A 20,951-nucleotide genomic window follows, 5' to 3' on the forward strand; every position below is an offset into this window, starting at 1 on the left:
AGAAACAAAGCATCGGGACGGCCGGTATTGAATTCGACGTAACGCCTTTTGCAGAAAGCCTTCAGAGCATGGAGCTTCCCACCCTCACGCCCGACGCCCCGGCGCAGCCGGCACCCAAGACCGAAGTCGGCAGTTACTTCGTTGCCAACTATCCGCCGTTCTCGGTCTGGTCGCAGAACCACCTGCCGGCGATTCAGCAGGCGTTGGATGCCAAGCCCGACCCTGACACCAAGCTCGGCCTGTACCTGCACATCCCTTTCTGCCGCAAGCGATGCAAGTTCTGTTATTTCCGCGTCTACACTGACAAGAACGCCAACGACATCGAAACCTACCTGTCGGCCCTGTCACGGGAGATCGATCTTTATGCCGATCGTCCAGGGCTTCAGGGGCGTCAGTTCGAGTTCGTTTACTTCGGCGGTGGAACGCCGTCTTACCTGTCCAATGCGCAGCTCGAACGACTGATTGAGCGGATTAATGTCCGTTGGAACTGGGATGCGGCCAAGGAAGTGACCTTCGAGTGTGAACCGGGAACGCTGAAGGAATCCAAGCTCGAGACGATCAAGAAGATCGGGGTTACGCGGCTTAGCCTAGGCGTTGAACACTTCGACGACGAGATCCTGAGCGTTAACGGCCGGGCTCATAAGTCACCGGAAATCCTGCGGGCGTGGGAGTGGATTCGCAACGTCGGCTTCCCCCAGGTGAATATCGATCTGATCGCCGGCATGCTCGGCGAGACCGAGGACAAGTGGAAAGCCTGCGTCGAGAAGGCCATTGCGCTCGACGCCGACAGCGTGACCATCTATCAGATGGAAGTGCCTTACAACACGGGTATCGCCAAGGATGCCCGCGATCATGGCGGGGTGTCCGAGGTCGCGAGCTGGGCTCAGAAGCGCGCCTGGGTTGACTACGCTTTCAAGCAGTTTGAGGCGGCGGGCTACGTCGTCAGCAGTGGATACACGTTGGTGAAGCCCAGCCGTCATGCGGGCTTTGTCTATCGAGACTCCCTATGGCGCGGCGCGGACCTGGTCGCGACCGGGGTGGCTTCGTTCGGTCACTTCCAGGGCGTCCACTATCAGAACCTGGATAAGTGGGAAACCTACATCGACTCGATCGAACGAGGCGAGTTGCCGATCAACCGCGCATTACCGGTTAACGACCACCAGCGACTCATCCGCGAGATGATCCTGCTTTTGAAGACAGGTTCGCTCGACGCCGCCTACTTCCGGCGGAAGTTCGGACAAGACATCCTGAAAGTATTCGATGAAGGGTTCAAGAGCCTCGTGGAAGAGGGATGGGCGACCGTTACCGGCGATCAGGTTCTCCTGAACCGCAAGGGACTGCTTCAGGTGGACACCCTGCTGCCCCGTTTCTTTGAGCCGGAGCACCGGGGTATTCGATACACGTAGGGTCCGCCTTGGCGGACGACCGGCCTCGCGCCCAACCCTGACGCCGGCACACGGCACCTTTCCATTCAGCTTCGCCAATCCCATGCCCATCCCCGTCAGCAAGCTCTCCGATCATCCGGTTGCCGAAGCAGCACTACTCGATCTGTGTCGGCCGTTCGTGCAACGCGACTTTGTGCCGGAGTGCACGATTGTTCAGCCGGACCAGATTCCGTTTCCGGAAGACCAGTTGCTGGTTCATCACGGTCACATGACGGAGGTCCTGGAGAAGTTTCACGGCGCGCCGGTGGACGTGGAAGTGATGGAAGAGTCTGTCGAGGGGGACGTTTACACTCGGAAAATCAAGCTGACCCCCCACGGCCAGCCCGGCAAGGTCGTAGAACTTGGCATTGCCCGGCTCGACCTGCGCTATCTTTCACAAGACGTGAAAGCCGAGATCCTGGCTAAGAAGCTACCGTTAGGGGCAGTATTGATTAAGCACAACGTGCTTCGCCGGGTTAAGCCGAGATGGTTTATGCGGTTTCCCGGTGCCGGACCGGTGATGTCGCTGTTCGGTGAGTCCCGGCATCAGGGCGTCGCCTTCGGACGCATCGGGACGATTTACTGCGACGGTCAGCCGGCGATCGAAGTGATGGAAATCGTTCTGAACGTCCGGTCCTAGGTGTCGCCGTGCCGCCGGACGTTCAAGAAGTTTTGCCCTTACCGAGCGAACCATGCCACAAACATTGACCCAGACATTTGACGAGACGTATGACGTGGTCGTGATCGGTGGCGGGCCGGCCGGGTCCACCACCGGCGCACTGACCGCCGAGGCGGGCAACAAGACACTGGTCATCGAGCGGAGCAAGTTCCCCCGGTTCCACATCGGCGAATCGCTGATGCCCGAAACGTACTGGGTCTTCAAGCGGCTCGGCATGCTCCCGAAACTGCGCGATTCGAACTTCGTCAAGAAGTACAGCGTGCAGTTCGTGACGGCGACGGGCAAGGAAAGTCAGCCGTTCTATTTCGACGAACGAGACCCGCACGAGCGAAGCCAGACATGGCAGGTGCTGCGGAGCCAATTCGACGAAATGATGTTGGACAACGCAGCCGACAAGGGTGCCACGGTATGGCAGGAGACCAACGTCAATGAAGTGATCATGGAGCCCAGCGACACCGACGACCTTCCCAAGGCGGTGGGCGTGGTGGTGACGCGGCCGGGTGAAGCGCCCAGGCGGATCGGCGCGAAGGTCGTCGTCGATGCGACAGGCCTTAATGCGCTGCTGTCCAAGCGGCTGGGTATTCGCAAGATCGACCCGAAGCTGAAGAAGGCTTCGTACTTCGCGCATTACAAGAACTGCACGCGTGACCCGGGCAAGAACGGCGGTGCCACCCTCGTGCTGGCGAATCAAGAGAACGACGGGTGGTTCTGGTACATCCCCCTGCCCGACGACATCACCAGCGTCGGCATTGTCGGAGATCTCAAGCGGCTGAGTCAGTACCAGGGAACGCCGCAAGAGATTCTTGAAGCCGAGATCGCCAAGTGCCCCGGACTTCTGCCGCGGCTGGCCAATGCCGAGCGGGTTGGCGACGTTCACGTGCTTAGCGATTTCAGCTACCGCGCCACTCGCTGCGCCGGAGACGGCTGGGTGCTGGTCGGCGACGCGTTCGGATTCCTGGACCCCATGTATTCGTCCGGGGTGTTCCTTGCGCTCAAGTCCGGCGAGATGGCAGCCGACGCGATCAATGCCGCGATCGCTTCGGGCCAGCCCGACGCGATGAACCTCAGCAAATGGGGTGACGAGCTGTCGTCCGGCATGCAGACCATTCGCAAGCTCGTCTACGCCTTTTACACGCCCGACTTCTCGTTCGGGAAGTTTGTCAAGCAGTATCCGCACCACCAGGACGATGTCACCGCGCTTCTGGTGGGTGAAGTATTCAGGCCAGGTGCCGAAGACCTCTTCGAACCGATGAGCACGATGGCGCCCATCCCAAGCAGCATTCCCCTGGATCAACCCCGGGCCATGCGTAGAGAACCGGTTGCAGTCGGCTAGGCGCTGCGGGCGAGACGTTTGAGAAAACAAGAGAACCCTTCCGCCGTGGCAGTGGAAGGGTCCTTTTCGTTTCGCGACCCGCAGTTTGGAGCCCGGGTCGCAAAATCCTTGGTTTATAAGGGCCGGCCTCCGCTTGGAGCCACTTGGCCGGTTGAACAACTCATTTACACAGTCACGAGAAAAGACTCAGAGCGATGGGGCCACGATGAGTGGCGACCCAACAGGCTTACTTCTTCTTCGTGGTGGCCTTCTTGGCGGCGGGCTTCTTGGCGGCCGCTTTCTTCGCAGCCGGCTTGGCAGCCGTCGTCTTCTTGGCCGTGGCAGCTTTCTTCGTAGCCATAAAACGTGTTCCTCCTTTCTTTCGCCCAACTCTACGAATGCCGGCGCGACCGGTCAACGACTTTTTTCAACTGTTATTTGTATTGTTGTAGTGGACATATCTCACGTGCGACCGATAAGTAGCGGAGTCGCACGAGTCGATGCCGCGCACCCTCGGCCGCGACGACGCGTGCGGCGCGCCGCGCCGTCGCGAGCCCGGGTCTTCGCCGGCATTGCATCTTCCGGACGAACGGGCACACTCTGGCGCAATCCCATGGACTTCCTCCAAGCGTTCATCCCGTTGTTCGTCTCGATCGACTCGATCGGGTTGGTTCCCATCTTCCTGGCCGTCACCGCCCCTCTGACGGAAGCCAGGCGACGCCGTGCGGCGTTTCACTCGGTGTTCGCCGCTACGGCGCTCACCATCTCGTTCATGTTCCTCGGCGAACTGCTGTTCCAGTTTCTCGGGATCAGGGACAGCGATTTCCGGATCGGCGGCGGTGTTATCCTGCTGGTCCTTGCCGTGACCGACCTCTGCATGAAAGGAAAGCCGGCCGTCGCAGAAGACGACGACGATGTCGGTCTTTTCCCCCTGGCGATGCCGATGATCGCCGGCCCGGCCACGCTGACGACGATCCTGGTGATCCGCGGGAAGTACGGAACCCCGACTACTATGCTGGCGCTGTCGGCGAATCTGCTGGTGCTGCTGGCTGTCCTGCTATTGAGTTCACGATTCGCCCGGCTGCTCGGTCCCGGCGTGCTCCGTGCGCTCAGCAAACTGGTGATGGTTTTTCTCGCCGCGATCGCCGTAAACTTCATCCGGACCGGAATCGCCGAGACAATCGGGAAATAGATCGCGTAGATGCCGCTGCGCCGGCACCGCGCGACCGAACCGAAAAACTATGTCGCTATTAGAAGAGGAATCGCATGCACGTTACGATCGGCGATCCCCAACTCCCCTCCGTATGCTCACATCACGTCAGCGACACCGAGACACGCACCCAGGCCATCGGGCACGATCTACTGAGGGACGCACGCAGACGCGGTAGCGGCGAACCCTGGCTCGACCGGCTGCTTATGTATCAGGGGATGAAGGATGAGCAGGTGAAGGCCGAGCTGTTTCGCTTCGTCGACGTGCTGCCGACGCTGACGCACGATCGCCAGATCACCGCTCACCTGAAGGAGTATCTGGGCACCGTCGCGACGAGGCTGCCGCCGTTCGCGGCAACCGCACTGCGAATGTTGCCCGACGGTGGAATGCTTGGCGGGATCGTCGCCGACGTGGCCCGCCTGGGTGCCACGCGCATGGCCAGGCGGTTCATCGCCGCCAGTGATCTCCCGGGCGCCATTGAGGCGGTCGAGTCGCTTCGAGCCAGGAATCTGGCATTCACAATCGATCTGCTCGGCGAAGCCGTGCTTTCGATCGTCGAAGCAAGGCGATACCAGGGGCTCTACCTCAAGCTGATCGAAGGCCTCTCCGCGGCAAGCAAGTCGTGGCCGCACAATGCTTTGGTCGACGAGGACCCTTCGGCGGGGCCGGCGGCGAACGGCAAATCCTCCGGCGCCGCAGGTGTCATGCCGCCGGTCAATGTGTCTGTGAAGCTCTCTTCACTGTACAGCCAGTTCGACCCCATCGACCCCGACGGCACCAGCCGTGAAGTGCGCGACCAGCTCAGGCCGATCCTGCGGCTTGCCCGCAACTGCGGCGTGTTCGTCAACATCGACATGGAGCAGTTCAGCTACAAGGACGTCACGCTCCAGATCTTCAAGGAAGTGTTCGAAGAACCCGAGTTCCGCGACTGGCCGCATGTCGGCATCGCGATACAGGCGTACCTGACCTCCAGCGGCGACGACCTTCGTGACCTTGCGAACTGGGCCGAACGCCGTGGAACCCCGGTCTGGGTGAGGCTGGTCAAGGGCGCGTACTGGGACTACGAAACGGTCATCGCCGCGCAGAACGACTGGCCGATTCCCGTCTTCACCGAGAAAGCCGCGACCGATGCCAACTTCGAAAAACTTACGACCTTCCTGTTCGACCACCATCAATGGCTGCGACCGGCGATCGCGAGCCACAACATCCGATCGATCGCACACGCCTTGGCCGAAGCGGAGGCACGCGAGCTTCCGCCGGGGAGTTTCGAGTTTCAGATGCTGTTCGGGATGGCCGAGCCCATCAAGGCCACGCTCATCGAGCTCGGCCATCGCGTACGCGTCTACACCCCTTTCGGACAGCTTCTGCCGGGGATGGCTTACCTTGTTCGTCGCCTGCTGGAGAACACTAGTAACGAGTCGTTTCTGAAGGCGGGATTCGCCGACAATGTTTCCGAAGAGAGGCTGCTGATGAATCCGACCAACGTCAAATCGGGAGCCCGCACGTCCACATCCGCATCGAGCCTTCGGCACGAGGCGGGCGGAACGACACCCAGGTTCCGCAACGAACCGCTCACCGACTTTACGCGTCCCGAGAACCGCACGGCGATGCGTTCCGCATTGGACGCCGCCCGAAGGCGACTGGGGGAGACGCTGCCGATCGTCATTGGCGGACGGCGAATTGAGACCGGTCGCTGGGTCGATTCGGTGAACCCCGCCTGGCGAGGCGAAATCGTCGCCCGTGGCGCAGCAGCGACCGCGGAGATCGCCACCTCAGCGATAGACATCGCCCGAGACGCATTTCCCGCCTGGCGCGACACGCCGGCCGGACAACGGGCCGACTTGCTGCGGAAAGTCGCCCTGATTCTGCGACGTGACAAGTTCGCGCTGGCGGCGCTGGAAGTCTTTGAAACCGGCAAGCAATGGCGCGAGGCCGACGCCGACATCGCCGAAGCGATTGATTTCTGCCACTTTTGCGCCGACGAGATGCAACGGCTGACCCGCCCCCACCGCCGCGATATTCCCGGCGAGGACAACGAGTACTTTTACGAACCCCGCGGTGTCGCGGTGGTGATCGCCCCCTGGAACTTCCCGCTCGCGATCCTGTGCGGCATGACGGCGGCAGCGCTGGTCGCCGGCAATACCGTGATCATGAAGCCCGCCGAGCAGTCTCCGGCAGTCTCCGCCCGACTGATGGACGCGTTTGAAGAAGCCGGCGTACCAAAAGGCGTCGTCAACTATCTGCCGGGCATCGGTGAAGAAGTCGGCCCGGTACTGGTGAAGCACCCCGACACCTCGTTGATCGCGTTCACCGGCAGTCGCGCCGTCGGCATGCTGATTGCGCGTCAGGCAGCGGAACTGGCCGAGGGACAGGAGCAGATCAAGCGTGTCATCGCAGAGCTCGGCGGCAAGAACGCCGTGATCGTCGACGACGACGCCGACCTGGACGAAGCCGTTCACGGCGTGGTCGCGAGCGCATTCGGTTACTCGGGGCAGAAGTGCTCCGCCTGCTCGCGTGTCATTGTCCTGGACAGTGTCTACGAGACATTCCTTTCGCGGCTCGTCGAATCGACACGCAGCCTGGAGATCGGCCCCGCGGAGAATCCCGGCTACTACCTCGGGCCGGTGATTGATGATGAAGCTCAGAGGCGCATCCTCGCGATGATCGACCGGGCCAGGCGGCAGTCGCGTCTTGCGTATCAGGCAGACGTCAGCGCGCTTGCCAGCGAGGGCAGCTATGTGCCGCCGACGATCTTCGCAGATGTTTCGCCGTCAGCCTCCATCGCACAGGAAGAAGTGTTCGGTCCGGTGCTGGCGGTGATCCGCGCCGCGGATTTGACCGATGCGCTTCGTATCGCCAACGGGACAAAGTATGCCCTGACCGGCGGCCTGTTCTCGCGAAGTCCGGCGAACATCGATCGGGTGCGACGCGAGTTCCGTGTCGGCAACCTCTACATCAACCGCAAGATCACCGGCGCGCTGGTCGACCGACAGCCCTTCGGCGGATTCAAGTTGAGCGGTGTCGGCAGCAAAGCCGGCGGGCCGGACTACCTGCAGCAGTTCTTGATCCCAAGAGTCATCACGGAAAACACCCTGCGCCGAGGCTTTGCGCCGGCGGTTGACGAGTAGGTCTGTCGGCCATGAAGCAGGATCGACCGAATCGGGTTACTTCCCCTTCGCGACGTATACGCCATCCCACCCCTCGCCGGGCGGATGTGACTTCAGTTCATTAACCCGCGCCAGCAGCATGGCCGCTGGAATGTCGGTCGGATGCCTGCTTAGCAGATCCTGAAGGACCGCCTCGGCGTCTTCCCAGTTCTGAAGCCGATACAACGCCCACGATGCCTCGTACCGTTGAGCGCGGTCCAGGAACGCAGATTCATCCGGCGACTTGCCGATCTCCGCCATCAGCTCATAGACAGGCATCGGCTTCTTCTTGCCCTTAACCTGCAGCAGGTCGAGACGGCGGACGATAAACCGGTCTTTCACGAGCACGGCCGTCGATTCGGCGATCAGGATCCTGGATCCGTAGAACTTGTTTGCTCCTTCCAGCCGAGCGCCCAGGTTCACTGAATCTCCCAGCACCGTGTAGTTGAAGCGACTCCGTGAGCCCATGTCGCCGACAACCATCGGCCCGGTGTTGATGCCGATGCGCGTGATGCAACGGTCGGCACCCATCCGCACCAATTCGGGCTGGATGTTTCGCTCCCGCTGTTCCATCTCCAGTGCAGTTCTGCAGGCGCGAAACGCGTGGTCGGACTGCGGCAGAGGCGCATTCCAGAAGCCCATGATCGCGTCGCCGATATACTTATCGAGCGTACCGTCCTCGGCGAAGATCAGCGGCTCCATCTCGTCGAAGTAGTAGTTGAGCAATTCGGTCAGCCGCTCGTCCTCCAGCTTTTCGCTCAGACTGGTGAACCCCTCGATATCGGTAAACAGCACCGTCATCACGTGCCGATCGCCGGTCAGCCGGATGCGCGCCGGGTCCTTCTCAATCTCCGCGACCACTGCCGGCGAGACGTACTGTCCGAACGCCTTGACGATGAGACGGCGATTGCGGTCTTCGGTGTAGTAACTCCAGGCGAACGCCCCGATCGTGGCCGCAAGAAGCGCGGTCAGCGGCGATGCCAGCGGCAGCCACAGGATGGTTCCCCCGCGGAACATCAATATCGCCGAGCCGACCAGTACGGCAGCCGCGACGATCACACCGACCAGTTTGTGCAGTGTCTTGCGGGGGATCAGCACCAACGTCGCGGCGAGCAGTGCGCCGGCGAATGCCGCCAGCGCCGTTGTCGACAGGCCGGCCTGGACGACTCGTTGGTCGTGTAGCAGGTTGTCGATCGCGGTCGCCTGCACCTCGACACCGGGATAGATCTCCGACAATGGAGCGCTCTTCAAATCGTAAGTGCCGGCAGAGATCGCGCCCAGGAGCACGATCTTGTCTTTGAACAGGTTCGGATCAACGCCGCTGGCCTGCATTTGCTCGGGCGTTTTTGCTTTGCTCGCAGCGAAGATGCTGATCGCGGACAGATAGGTGTAGGTGCGCTTTCCGTCGGCCTGCTGGTGCGGGCCGTAGTAGTGCAGTCGGAAGGGCTCCGTCGCCCAGGGCGGAACGGCTTTGCCGGCAGCCTCGAGCGTGCGAACCGCGAGGCTCGGCTGCGATCGCACGGTCGGTTCGTAGACCCGCAGCGTTTTGCCGATCCTGAGATTCACCGCCCCCAATCGATACTTCGCCGGATCGGCTTTGGGCGCAAATGGCCCCGCCCGGCCATCCCCGGTCGCAAGTGTCGCGATCACCAGCGGTACCTTCGCGTCGTTGATCGCCGTGGCAAACGCCTCGTCGTCGCCAACGTACTTTTCATACCCGCTTGGCGTTTCGAACAGGATATCGAACGCAATAACCTTCGCCCCGCTGCGCTCCAGAAACCCGACCGTCCGACCCCATAGATCGCGCGGGAAAGGCCATGACACGCCACGCTCGGCCAGTTCATGAATGCTGCGGTCGTCAACGACAACCAGGATCACATCGCCCGACGCACGGCTTTCGACAGGGCGGATACGATAGAAGGTGTCATAGAGCGTGTCGTCGAGCAGAACTGCCGCGGTGCTGAGACCGGGAACATGACGGGCCGTTGTTGACAGCAGCGCCGCCAGCAACGCAATCGCCCCGGCCGCAAGCCACTTGCGGCCCGGGTGCTGTGCATGAAGCTTTCCGAGGCGAAGTCGACGCATGGCAGATCGAAGGGTACCCCATCATCGGTCAATCCGTAGCACACGCTTGCGGACAGATGTGCGCCGGACGCATACGGGGCGGACGGACCGCATGCTGCTGTAAACGCAGACACCGCGGCAGGTTTGCCGCGGTGTCTGAAGTCGTTGCAGGTGTCAGTCGCAAGGTCAGGCGACCATCAGAAGCTGAAGATCGCGTCGATCGCGGCCGTCAGCTGGTAGCGATCGGTCGCGCCGTCGAAGAACTTCTTCTCGGCGTAGTCGAACCGGATTTCCGGACGAATGACCAGGTTCTGGCCCAGAGCGTCGTGGGCGAACGGGCGAATCGAAAGACCCGCGGTCGCCCCGTACAGGCTGGTGCCACCGACGCCGCCGGTCAGACGGGCGCCGTCCTGATCGTTGAAGTACTCGAGGCGGGTGTTCAGCGTAACCATGTCCGACATCTTGACGCCAAGATATCCGGCCACGCCGAACCACTGGGCGTCCGATCCGCCGACGGCCGTAGCACTGTTGGCTTCGTAGGCGTAGTCGGCATTGAGCGCGACGGTTACGTTGTCGCCAAGCGAGCGGGTGTAGATCAGGTCCACCAGCGTGCGCCAGTTGTCGTTGTCGCCGGCCTGATCGGCGCCGGAGATGACCGTCAGGTACAGGTTGGCTTCGCCTTTGGGGAAGGCGTAGGCGATCTGGCCCATGAAGTCGACGGTGTCGTTGTTGTCTTCGGTGCTGGTGTCCCAGCCGCGGGTCACGCCGACCATCAACGCCGTGTCCTCATTGAGCTTGAACGTCGCCGTCACGCCGGTATGCGTGAACGGAATCGCATAGCCGAACATGAAGCTGTGGCTGTACAGCGCGTTGCCGGTTGGATCGATCACTTCGTAACCTACCGGCGTGTTGAACTTACCGACGCGCACCTTTGCCACGCTCGGGAAGTTGATGTCAAGGTAAGCCTGGTTGAGATCCCACTGGTTGGCGGGGCTGCTCGAATCGTAGTGGTCGAACAGGCCGACCGAGTGAATGAGCCGGCTGTCCGAGCCCCAGATCACTTCCACTCGACCGCCGACATCGAACGCGTCTGACTTAACCTGCTTGTCTAAAACGAAAGCAAGCTGGTTGAGCGTCAGGTCCTGATTCTCGAAATCGAAGACGCGACCGGTGATGACATTCCCCGGAGGCGAGCTGAAGCTGTAGGTGTAGCTGCCTTCGACACGGCCACCAACGGTCAGACCGATGTCGTCCATTCCCTTGGCAAAGCCGGCCTTGTCGAGAAGGGCCATCAGGGGCTTGCGGGCCGGCGCTTCATCAACGAGCAGGGCATAGGGCTGAAACGATGGAGCAGCCGGGGCGACTTCATCTGCCCGAGCCAGGCCGGACATTCCAAGGACCGCACAAGCAGCCGCACTCAAGAGCTTTCGATTCGACATAAGGACTCCTTCCCGATGATGGGAGTGATAAGACCGAGGAAAACAGGGCACTCGCATTGCGGGGCGGTCTCGTTCCTCCCGCCAGCAATTATGAGGATCACGTGAAGGTTTATTCGGCAATTCCGTCACGTTCGCTACAGACCATTTGTAAACCGGGTTGCCAGTTCACTTGCCTGCGAACATGCCCACCACATATCGCCGTGGGCCCTCCACTTTGTGCAGTTTCTGCCGACATTACCGGCTGGAAACGCCTCCTGAGAGTGATCGCCGTCGATTCTGGTAGGCCAAACCGCTGTCATCACTTGGTTTACAGAACCGCGCCGCCGGCGGCTTATCGGACCCTTATTGGCCTTGTCGGGTCGGCCGCCGGGCGTAAGAACCCGGCTTCCACATCGTTCAGTGGTGTCGAGTGTGGTCGTGTTCCCGGAATACCTCGGGACGCGTTCTTTCTGAGCGGGACCAAAAATGAACTTCACAACGCTGCCGGGGCTCCTGGTGCTCGTCATCGTCGTCAACAGCCTGGCCGTTAGAGCCATCGCTGCGCCCGCCGAAGGGTACGACCCGCTCCAGGTCGCCAAGACATTAAAACCGCACACGCTCGACCTGGTCGTGAAAGACGTCGACCGCAATCGCGAGATTCCGCTTCGCGTCTACCTTCCGACGGCGGCGTCGCCGGCACCAGTGGTGTTGTTCAGCCACGGGCTCGGCGGATCGCGCGAGAATAACCCGTATCTCGGCGAACACTGGTCGGGCCGCGGGTACGTCGTTGTCGTGATGCAGCATATCGGCAGCGACATCTCCGTCTGGAAAGACGTCCCGATGGCGCAACGACTGACATCCCTCAAGCAGGCCGCCAACCTTCAGAACACGCTCCTGCGTCTGCGCGATGTTCCGGCGGTGATCGATCAATTGGAGCGATGGAACAAATCCAGCGATTCGCCGCTGGCCGGCAGGCTCGATCTCAGGCGGATCGGCATGTCCGGGCACTCGTTCGGCGCGATCACAACGCAGGGCGTGAGCGGACAACGCACCGCCCGCGGCGACGCCACCTTCACCGACAAACGCATCAAAGCCGCCATCGCGATGAGCCCCGACTCCCCGAAGAACGGCGACCTGTCAAAGCTCTTCGGGGGTGTGCAGATCCCCTGGCTGCTCATGACCGGCACCAACGACGTCGCCATGGTCGGTACCGCCGATGTCGCCTCCCGCACGGCCGTGTTCCCGGCGCTGCCACCGGGCGGCAAGTACGAGATCGTTCTCGACGGCGGCGAGCACGATGCGTTTGGCGATCGCGATCTGCCCGGCAGCAACAACAAGCGGAACCCTAACCATCACCGCGTCATTCTCGCGCTCAGCACCGCGTTCTGGGACGCCTACCTTCGCGAAGACGCCCAGGCCAAGGCATGGCTCGACGGCAGCGGTCCTTCCACGGTTCTCGAAAAGCAGGACCGGTGGCAGAAGAAGTAGCCTTCGCACAGGGACACCTCGCACCCGGCGACTTCGACGGCCATTCAGTACACTTCAACTCATGCACGTTCGGCAGCCACTCCGGATTCTCAACCTTTGTCCGGATATCCCGCCCCCGGCACGCTTGGATCTCCTCGCTCGCCTCGTCCAGGTACTTCTTGTCCCGGTTCTGCTCGTCCTGGTACCGGCGTCCGGGTGCTCGCGGGACCTAGGCGATCTACCACCGGGCGTGACGATGTCCTCGGCCGATCGCGCCGACTACGAACGAAACAAGGCCTGGCAGCGACAACGCACGGCCGACGCAACACTATCGCAGTCCGCCCCGGCAGCGCCGCCGGACGTGGGCGTCTACATCGACGCCGGAGTTTGGCATCTGGGCGCTCGCTCGATCGTCGAAGCGGTCGAATCGTCAGGCGTGCGGTGTCGCCTCCTGGATCACTCCGACCTTTCGCCTGGGGGACTACAGGGACTTAGGGCTGTCATCTTTCCCGGCGGATGGGCCCCGCTTCAGCGCGACGTCAATTCGCCGGCGGCTTGGACTGAGATCCGTCGGTTTGTCGCCGATGGCGGACGTTACATCGGTGTCTGTGCCGGCGCGTATCTGGCTTCAACCTCCGTCACCTGGTACGGCCAATCGTACCGCTACCCACTGAACCTGTTCGACGGCAACGCCGACGGCCCTCTGCGCGGCCTGTCTCCCTACCCGACACCCGGCGGCGTTCGCCTGTCCGTCACCGAGGCCGGACGCGAACGCGGCTTGGCAGCATTGGGCGAAGCAGACGTCTACTACAACGGCGGCTCCTGTTTCGTCGGGCGAGGTACCGGCGAAAACGCGATGACCACCCTGGCCACCTACCCCGATGGTTCAGCGGCTGTCATCACGCAACGGCTCGGGCAAGGTGAGATCGTGCTGATCGGCGCCCACCCGGAACGCCCCTCGCCTGCGATTGCCGGCCCCGCGTCGCCGGTTCCGGCGCATGCGATCACGTTCTACGGCTCTCTCGTAAAGAGATGACGCCTGCCTCCAAAGGCAGCCCGACCGCGAAACCGACGACACCTCCCCAAACCTCGTGAATCTCTTCACAAGCGCGCCGCCACGTGGGACTCGGGGCAGCATTGGCATAGAATGTCGCGAGCGGCAGAACATTGCCGAACGGACGTCATCGCCTGCTTACGAAACCACCCATGACCAAGGTCTGGCAACTTCCCATCCCTCCGATCTACCGAAAACTCCCCGAGCCGGAGCTGCGCACCCGCATCGCCGCCGCCAAGGCGACGCTCGGTTCGCGACTGGCGATCCTCGGGCACCACTACCAGCAGGACGCGATCATCGACTTCGCCGATTTCACCGGCGACAGCTTCGAACTGTCCCGGCGTGCCGCCGATCAGAAAGGCGTCGAGTACGTCGTCTTCTGCGGCGTGCACTTCATGGCCGAGAGCGCCGACATCCTGACCGACGAATCCGTCCGCGTGATCCTCCCCGATATGGGTGCCGGCTGCTCCATGGCCGACATGGCCAACCTCGACCAGACGCTCGACGCCTGGGCACAGCTGAAGGAAGTCTCCGGGGACCAGCCGATCATCCCCATCACGTACATGAACAGCTCGGCGGCGATCAAGGCCTTTGTCGGCGAGCATGGCGGCGCCGTCTGCACCAGCAGCAACTGCCGCAACGTCCTCGAGTGGGCGTTCAAAGGCGGCGAGTTGCCGGAAGGGCCTGCAGGCTCGGTTACACCGAAGATCCTGTTCTTTCCTGACCAGCACCTTGGCCGCAATACCGCTTACGCCATGGGCGTTCCTCTCGATCGGATGATCGTGTGGGATCCAAAGCAGGACCTCGGTGGAAACACTGAAGAGCAGGTCCGCAACGCAATCGTGGTGCTCTGGAAAGGCCACTGCTCGGTCCACGCATTGTTCCGCCCCGAGCACATCGATGACGTTCGACGCAATCACCCCAACATGAAGGTGATCGTCCACCCCGAGTGCAAATGGGAGGTCGTGCAGAAGGCTGACATGGCCGGCAGCACCGCGTACATCGTCAAGCAGGTGGAGGCCGCCCCGCCAGGCACCGAATGGGCGATCGGCACCGAGGTGCACCTGGTGAACCGCCTGAAGCAGCAGCACCCGGATCAGAAGATCGTCGTGCTGAGCGACTGCCAGTGCCTCTGCACGACCATGTACCGCATCGACCTGCCGCACCTCTGCTGGGTGCTGGAGAACCTGGTAGACGGCAAGGTCGTCAACGAGATTCGGGTCGATGCCCACACCCGCAAGTGGGCGACCGTGGCACTGCAGCGAATGCTGGCGATCAAGGGAACCGGCAACCCCATCGGCAAGCAGCAACCTGCTGGCACGACCGTGGATTGATCGGCCTGTGTTTGCTGCTCAAGGCCCGATCGGCCGGACTGCCGGTTCCGGCGAGTTTGGTTGCGTGAAGGGCATTCGCCCGCGGCCCTGCTCGTCGAGCGTTCGGTCAAACTCACCGGGTCGGATGGCCTTGGGTGCCACCTTCAGACCCTGCTGGAGGTCGCCAGTCGAGCCTTCCATCTGCTCCGGCTGCTGCGCGACATGCGGCGTCAGGAAGATAAGCAGTTCCGTCTTACTCTTGGCGATCTGTGTCCGGGCGAAGATCGACCCGATGATCGGAATGTCTCCGAGGATGGGAATCTTCGCGATCGTGCTCGTCTTTCGATCTTCCATCAACCCGCCGATCACAATCGTCTGCCCCGTACGAACCGCGACGCGGCTTTCCGCCGACCGCTTGGCGATCACCGGCGCGCTCACGCCGTCGCTGATCGGCACCGTGGTCCCGGTGAGCTGGCTGATCTCCGGGATCACGTCCATGATCACCAGGCCGTCGGGATTCACGTGTGGCGTTACATTCAGGATGATGCCGACGTCCTGGTACTGGATCGTATTGATCTGCTGTCCATTGTCGGTGATGCGCGTGTTGGTGATGAACGGCACTTCGTTGCCCACCGTGATACTCGCAAGCTGGTTGTCGCTCGCCAGGATGTACGGCCGCGATAGCACGTCGAGTTTGCCCGCCGTCGCCAGCGCGTGCAGCGTCACATTGAGCTTGTCCTCGAGCAGGCTCACGACCAGGCCCGTCGCCTGGCTGGCGTTGCCGAAGTTGCCGCCGACGGTCGTGCCCTGCCCATTGGCCCGGCGGTTGACGATCGAGAAGTCGACGCCGAAGTCCGCGCCGTCGTCGTGAGTCACCTCCGCGACCAGCACCTTGATTAGCACCTGCGGCACCGGGCGGTCCAGTTCGCCGATGATCTGCTTCACCCGCTCCTGGTGCTTGGTCTTGGTGGTCACCAGCAGCGCGTTGGTGTCGCGGTCGGCGACAACAAAGACCTCGCCGGACAGCTCGGTCAGGAATCGCGCCGACGCCGGAGACAGTGGCTGGCCGCCGGGCGACTGATTGCGGTCGTCGCGTCGCGATCGGCCCGATGAACGGCCGGTGCCGCTGCCGTTATCGCTCCGCCCACCCCCGCCGCCACCAGAGCCCTGCTGCTGGCGCATCATCGCCTGCTGGTTGGGGTCCTGCTGCTGGTTCTGGCCGCCCCGGTTTTCGTAGTTGCCGAAGAGCGTATTCAGAACCACTTCCAGCCGCGCCGCCTGCCCGTTCCGCAGCCGGTAGATAAACATCGCCTCCTCGGCGATGGGATTGGCGTCCATCTTCTGCACGAGGTCTTCGACGACCTTTATCATCTCCGTCGGCGCGGTGACGATGATGGAGTTCGTCCGGTCGTCGCTTGAAACGATCACCCTGGGCTTGGCCTTGGATGACGATCCGCCGCCCATACCGATGAACAGGATGCCGAACGGATTGCTCTTGTCTTTCTCGTCGGGATCGAACGTCTGTCGCAGAAGCTTGGCGGTGGTCCAGGCGTCGGCGTACTTCAGTTGAAACACTTTCAGTTCGGCTGTTGACGCGGGGTTGGCGTCGAGCGACTTGATCAGGTCTTCCACACCTTTGAGCACTTCCGCCGGCGCCGAAACAATCACGCTATTCGTTCGCTGGTCGTGAGTGACGTTGATTTTCGGCTTCTCGCCACCACCGGACGATCGGCTGAAGCGACCGTAGTACCCCATGTCGTCGAAGGGGGACGACCGGTTTTCCTCTCCCTTGATGACGCTGGCGATCAACTTCGCGGTGGTTTCGGCGTCGGCAAACTTCAGAGGGAAGGCTTTGAGCTGCGACGCCGGGATCGGGTTGTTGTCCAAGTCCTTGATGATGCCTTCGATCAGTTTGAGCGCTTCGCCGGGCCCGATGACGAACAGCGTGTTGGTGCGCTCATCGGCGACAGCGCTGATCTTGGACTTCAGTGCCTGCTCCACTGCCCCGCCAGGAATCAGGCCCCCGGGGCCGCCGGATGGGGGCATCATGGGGATCGGTTGCCCCTGCTGCTGCATCATCTGTATTTGCTGCGGCGTGAGCTGTCCCCCGCCGCCACCCCCGGGGAACATCGTCGTCAGCAGTGTCGCCGTTCGCTGGGCGTCGGCGTACTTGAGGACAAAAGCCTTGAGGTTCATGCTCGCGGCTTCGCGGATATCCAGGGCCGCGATCACCCGCGCCACCCGGCGGATGTTGTCGCCGGTGTCGGTGATCACGATCGCGTTACTCAAGCTGCTCGCGGTGACGTCGGCATCCGTCGGCAGCAGTGGCGTCAGATCCTGCCGGAGCTTGAGGGCATCGACATTCTTGATCGGAATCACCTGGGTGATGAGCATCTGCCCGGCGACGATCTGCTCGGGGTCGGAACCGATGTGAACCGGCAGGTCCCCCTTCTTGGCTTTCTCGCGCGGGCGAATCCTGAGCACCTTTTCGTTGATGCTCGCCGTGTAACCGCTCGATTGCAGAACGGTACTGATAAGAGAAGCCGCCTCGGTCATGTTCACCGGGGCCTTGCTGATGACCGTCAGTCGGGCATCCAGTGTTCCCTCTTTAACCACCGTGAGTCCGGCCGACTCGGCCAGAAAGTCGAGGATGACATCAACCGGCGTGTCCTTGAAGTTCAGGCTGATCTGACCGGCTGGCAGTGTTGCCGGCGACGTTGCGGCAGCGCTCGCCGGGCGTGTTGCCGCCGTCGTGGGCGGGTCCGCGGGGCCGCCGGGAACGACTGACGGCGCGGTGGCAGGCACCGTGGCGGGAGTTGTCGCCTGTCCGCGCAGTCCGGCCGGAATCGAAACCGACGCCGCAGCGGCGAGCAGGGCCAGGGTGGTCTGTCGCAAGGCGCATCGGCCGATGGTGATTCGGGGCATGGGGGTTCCAATGGGAGGCTGCAAGCCACTTGCGCGAAACGTACGGTCGATTCACTTACGGCGAAGCATCCGATGATGTCGAACCGCCGAGGAACAAGGTCATCCCGGTTTGGTTCGGCGCGGCAAAGATCTGCTCCGCTGCCACCGGTGGCGCAGACGGTTGACCGCCGGGCTGCGGCTTGCCCGCAGGATTCCCGGCTGGCTGAGACGTGGGCGTTGTCGGCACCGCGACCGACTGCCCGAACAGGTTCTGCCCCGGCCTTACCGTCGTGAGCATGGAGCCTGACTCGAACGTCAACTGATCAATACTGACGCTCCCCAGTCGACCGCCGGCCAGCGAATCGCCTTGCCGATGCCGAGTAATCTGTCGAGTGCTCATGTCTTCGACGAACGCCGTGCGCACGCCGTCGGTCACTCCGACCCCGCGCAGCACCAGTACCGCCGCAGGTCCTGAGGCAGGCACAGACCGATCGGCTGTAGCGGCCGTTCCCCGCCGCGGATCGGAAAACAGGCTGCGACCCAGGAGCGCGCGATAAACCTGAGGCAATGGAGGCGCCGCAGCGATCTGGAATGTCGCGGCCGGCTGAGATGCGGCGACCGGGGCAGTGGCCGACGTCTCGACATGATTCCAACGTAAGACTTCTCCCCATGAGGTGCCGGGCCTTGTCATCGTCGAATCGGCGGGTGCCGCCGTTGCCGTCAGATGGCCGTGCGCCTCCGCGGCGGCCGCTCGCGCGAGACGCGCCGGTGCAGGGCCGATTGCGACAAACGCCGCGACGATCGCGCACGCCACCGACAAAGCAAGCAGCAATCGTCTTCGTATTCTCGCCACCACACCCTCGGCGCAAAAGGACATTATTAATTCGATTCTCACGACGGCGTAGCGGGTTGCCGCATTTGTGGTGCGGGCTTTAGCCTGCATCCGAATGTGCAGGCTAAAGCCCGCACCACAACAAGCCCGCTACACCGACCCGAGATCCGGTCTCGTTCGGTCGAAAAACCACCGCCACTCACCAGAGACGCGCGAACCATCCTCGAGTTTCAGCAACTCACAATCAGATCGAAACAACCAGCTGCCTTATCGATAAAGAACGTCAACCCCTGGACATCGGCGCGCTCAATCACCCACCATGATCCTCCGCTCGTCACGAGCATAGCAGGTCATCCAGATCGCCAACAAACTTGCCTCTCTCCGGCGACAAACCTGCTCCGAGGGCATCACTTCGCCGTCGTCACCTCGGCGGGGTTGAACTTCAGAATGCTGCCTGCGGGCGTGTCGAGCGTCATCAGAATGCCGAGCCAGATCTGCACGCCCAGGACGGCGACCAGTACGACCGAGAGCATCGACAGAATCCACTTTCGCCGGGGAGCCCAACGCGCCAGCGCCGCCATCAGCAATGGCAGGACGATGATCGCTAAGCCGCCGACGACGTGGGCGAGTCGGCGATTAAGATTCAGCGGATTCTCAGCTGCCGGTGCCGTGGGGTCGAGAGGTGCCGCGGGCGTCTTGATCGTTTCCCAGAGGACCACGGCGATCGAGCGGTTGTCGTGCGAAGCGCGACTGCCGGCGTCGGTCTGGCCGGCGAGAAACCACAGCCCCAGCGCCGACGACACCACCGCCAGCAGGCAGGTCAGCAGCCAGAATCGCGCCGCCGGCGCGTTCTCGCGCACCACCGACATCGCCGCCGCGGGTTTGAAGCTTCGCAGCATCGCCAAGTCGTGCGGAACAGCAGGCCGGACACCGGGCTCGGCAACGCCGGTCAGAAGTTTCTCTTCGTCTTCGGCAGACAGCGGCACGTCAACGCTTGCGGCATTCCTGAACGCCAGCGCCATCGCCGCCAGTGCGGCGGCGATCGCCAGTCCGGCGACGACAATGTGCGTCTGCAAAGGTGGCACGACGTCGATGATCGATCCAGCCGTCCGAGCCTCGGTCATCTCCCGCGCCGCGCCGGGCTGGGTGGTGGGGAACATCGCCGCCGGCAGGTTGCGCCGCTGATCCATCTGGACAGCCGTTCCATGTCGGTACACCGCTTCGCCGCCCATCCAGGCACCCCAGAGCATCACGGCGGTCGCGCCGATCAGCAGGATGCCGCTGGGAATGTAAAGATTGCGCCGCAAGCGGTCAGACGAACCCATCCAGATCAGGACGACAAGGACGGCCAATGCAGTCGCCGGGCCGGCACGCCAGATATGCCCGGAAACCATGCGCCATTGGTCGCCTTCGGCATCGGATGCGCCGGTTTTGCCATTGTGGAGATCGGTCCTGCTCAATACGTCGACCCACGAAGTGTCCACCTTTGCACCCGGCGGCATCGACCGGCGAGCGGTATCTGACAGGGCATACACGCCACTCGCCGCTACCGGGATCATGGACAGCGCCCCGATCCCGATCATCCACCGGGCGGCGGTACGGGCATTGCTTCCGCGGTACAGAAAGCTGAACAGCTCGATCAGCAATCCGACGACCAACAGCCCGATCGGGATGTGGATCAGCGCGATATGGAGATTCGGTTGAATCAATGGAGCACCCACAGAGTAGGAAAAGATTCAGTGGTTCGCGGACGGTCCTTATCTGAAATTAGTCGTCTCCATGTCAAGGCAGGAACTTTGCCACACGATGTGTATCTCAGAACACATTCGATTTGTGATAGAGCCAACTCTGATCCAGGCAAAATGGTCTGGTATGACGCGAACCTCGACGAATTGTCGCCCGTTTCACGCTGCCACATGAAGCTGCTGTTCTGACCAGACGATAAGAAAGATTGCGCGGATAAGGGGTCTTCCCCTTGCGAGCAGATGGACATTGCAAATAGGTTGCCTGAAGCGGATATTGGACCTGTTTGGCCGTCGCGCGGGCCATAGGCCCCCGCCACTAGCCCCCTTGGAGTGCACTGACTTGTTCAGGGCTATCCTTACTCCGGAGGGAATCGCGACTCTAT

13 protein-coding genes are annotated in these 20,951 nt (G+C 62.1%); 8 read left to right on the forward strand and 5 right to left on the reverse strand.

The window, feature by feature from the left end; translation table 11 throughout:
- Positions 1-68 precede the first annotated feature (68 nt).
- The 5 genes from IPV69_RS07285 (at position 69) to pruA (ending at position 7,753) form a co-directional block, all read left to right on the forward strand.
- Positions 69-1,406: a coproporphyrinogen-III oxidase family protein gene (locus IPV69_RS07285; RefSeq protein ID WP_206294299.1), complete on the forward strand. Its 1,338-nt coding sequence runs from the start codon at positions 69-71 to the stop codon at positions 1,404-1,406.
- Positions 1,407-1,488: 82 nt separating this feature from the next.
- Positions 1,489-2,064: a hypothetical protein gene (locus IPV69_RS07290; protein WP_206294300.1), complete on the forward strand. Its 576-nt coding sequence runs from the start codon at positions 1,489-1,491 to the stop codon at positions 2,062-2,064.
- Between the two features lie 52 nt (positions 2,065-2,116).
- Positions 2,117-3,436 carry an NAD(P)/FAD-dependent oxidoreductase gene (locus IPV69_RS07295; RefSeq protein WP_206294302.1) on the forward strand — a complete coding sequence of 440 codons (1,320 nt, stop codon included), beginning with the start codon at positions 2,117-2,119 and terminating at the stop codon, positions 3,434-3,436.
- Positions 3,437-4,028: 592 nt separating this feature from the next.
- Positions 4,029-4,607: a MarC family protein gene (locus tag IPV69_RS07300; RefSeq protein ID WP_206294303.1), complete on the forward strand. Its 579-nt coding sequence runs from the start codon at positions 4,029-4,031 to the stop codon at positions 4,605-4,607.
- Between the two features lie 74 nt (positions 4,608-4,681).
- A complete protein-coding gene (gene pruA, locus IPV69_RS07305) occupies positions 4,682-7,753 on the forward strand; it encodes an L-glutamate gamma-semialdehyde dehydrogenase (RefSeq protein WP_206294304.1) in 3,072 nt (1,023 codons plus the stop codon).
- Between the two features lie 36 nt (positions 7,754-7,789).
- Here pruA and IPV69_RS07310 read toward each other — a convergent pair whose 3' ends face one another.
- Together IPV69_RS07310 and IPV69_RS07315 are read right to left on the reverse strand one after the other, a co-directional pair.
- Positions 7,790-9,856 carry an adenylate/guanylate cyclase domain-containing protein gene (locus tag IPV69_RS07310; RefSeq protein WP_206294305.1) on the reverse strand — a complete coding sequence of 689 codons (2,067 nt, stop codon included), beginning with the start codon at positions 9,854-9,856 and terminating at the stop codon, positions 7,790-7,792.
- Between the two features lie 176 nt (positions 9,857-10,032).
- The gene (locus IPV69_RS07315; protein WP_206294306.1) at positions 10,033-11,274 is read right to left on the reverse strand and encodes a porin; all 1,242 of its coding nucleotides are present in this window, start codon (positions 11,272-11,274) and stop codon (positions 10,033-10,035) included.
- A gap of 465 nt (positions 11,275-11,739) precedes the next feature.
- Here IPV69_RS07315 and IPV69_RS07320 point away from each other — a divergent pair, with 465 nt between their 5' ends.
- The 3 genes from IPV69_RS07320 to nadA all read left to right on the forward strand — a co-directional run bounded on the left by IPV69_RS07320 (position 11,740) and on the right by nadA (position 15,108).
- Positions 11,740-12,741, forward strand: coding sequence for an alpha/beta hydrolase family protein (locus tag IPV69_RS07320; RefSeq protein ID WP_206294307.1), 1,002 nt, complete (start codon positions 11,740-11,742; stop codon positions 12,739-12,741).
- Between the two features lie 235 nt (positions 12,742-12,976).
- A complete protein-coding gene (locus IPV69_RS07325; RefSeq protein ID WP_206294308.1) occupies positions 12,977-13,756 on the forward strand; it encodes a BPL-N domain-containing protein in 780 nt (259 codons plus the stop codon).
- Positions 13,757-13,926: 170 nt separating this feature from the next.
- The gene (nadA, locus tag IPV69_RS07330; protein WP_206294309.1) at positions 13,927-15,108 is read left to right on the forward strand and encodes a quinolinate synthase NadA; all 1,182 of its coding nucleotides are present in this window, start codon (positions 13,927-13,929) and stop codon (positions 15,106-15,108) included.
- Positions 15,109-15,126: 18 nt separating this feature from the next.
- Here the strand turns inward: nadA and IPV69_RS07335 are convergent, their stop codons facing one another.
- The 3 genes from IPV69_RS07335 to IPV69_RS07345 form a co-directional block, all read right to left on the reverse strand.
- On the reverse strand, positions 15,127-18,012 hold the full coding sequence (locus IPV69_RS07335) for a secretin N-terminal domain-containing protein (protein WP_206294311.1): 2,886 nt from the start codon (positions 18,010-18,012) through the stop codon (positions 15,127-15,129).
- Positions 18,013-18,067: 55 nt separating this feature from the next.
- Positions 18,068-18,475, reverse strand: a complete 408-nt coding sequence (locus IPV69_RS07340) for a hypothetical protein (RefSeq protein ID WP_206294312.1) — start codon at positions 18,473-18,475, stop codon at positions 18,068-18,070.
- Positions 18,476-19,230: 755 nt separating this feature from the next.
- Positions 19,231-20,532, reverse strand: coding sequence for a DUF2231 domain-containing protein (locus IPV69_RS07345; protein WP_206294313.1), 1,302 nt, complete (start codon positions 20,530-20,532; stop codon positions 19,231-19,233).
- Positions 20,533-20,951: the final 419 nt, after the last annotated feature.

Origin of the sequence: Humisphaera borealis, assembly GCF_015169395.1 — a bacterium.
Classification (GTDB): domain Bacteria; phylum Planctomycetota; class Phycisphaerae; order Tepidisphaerales; family Tepidisphaeraceae; genus Humisphaera; species Humisphaera borealis.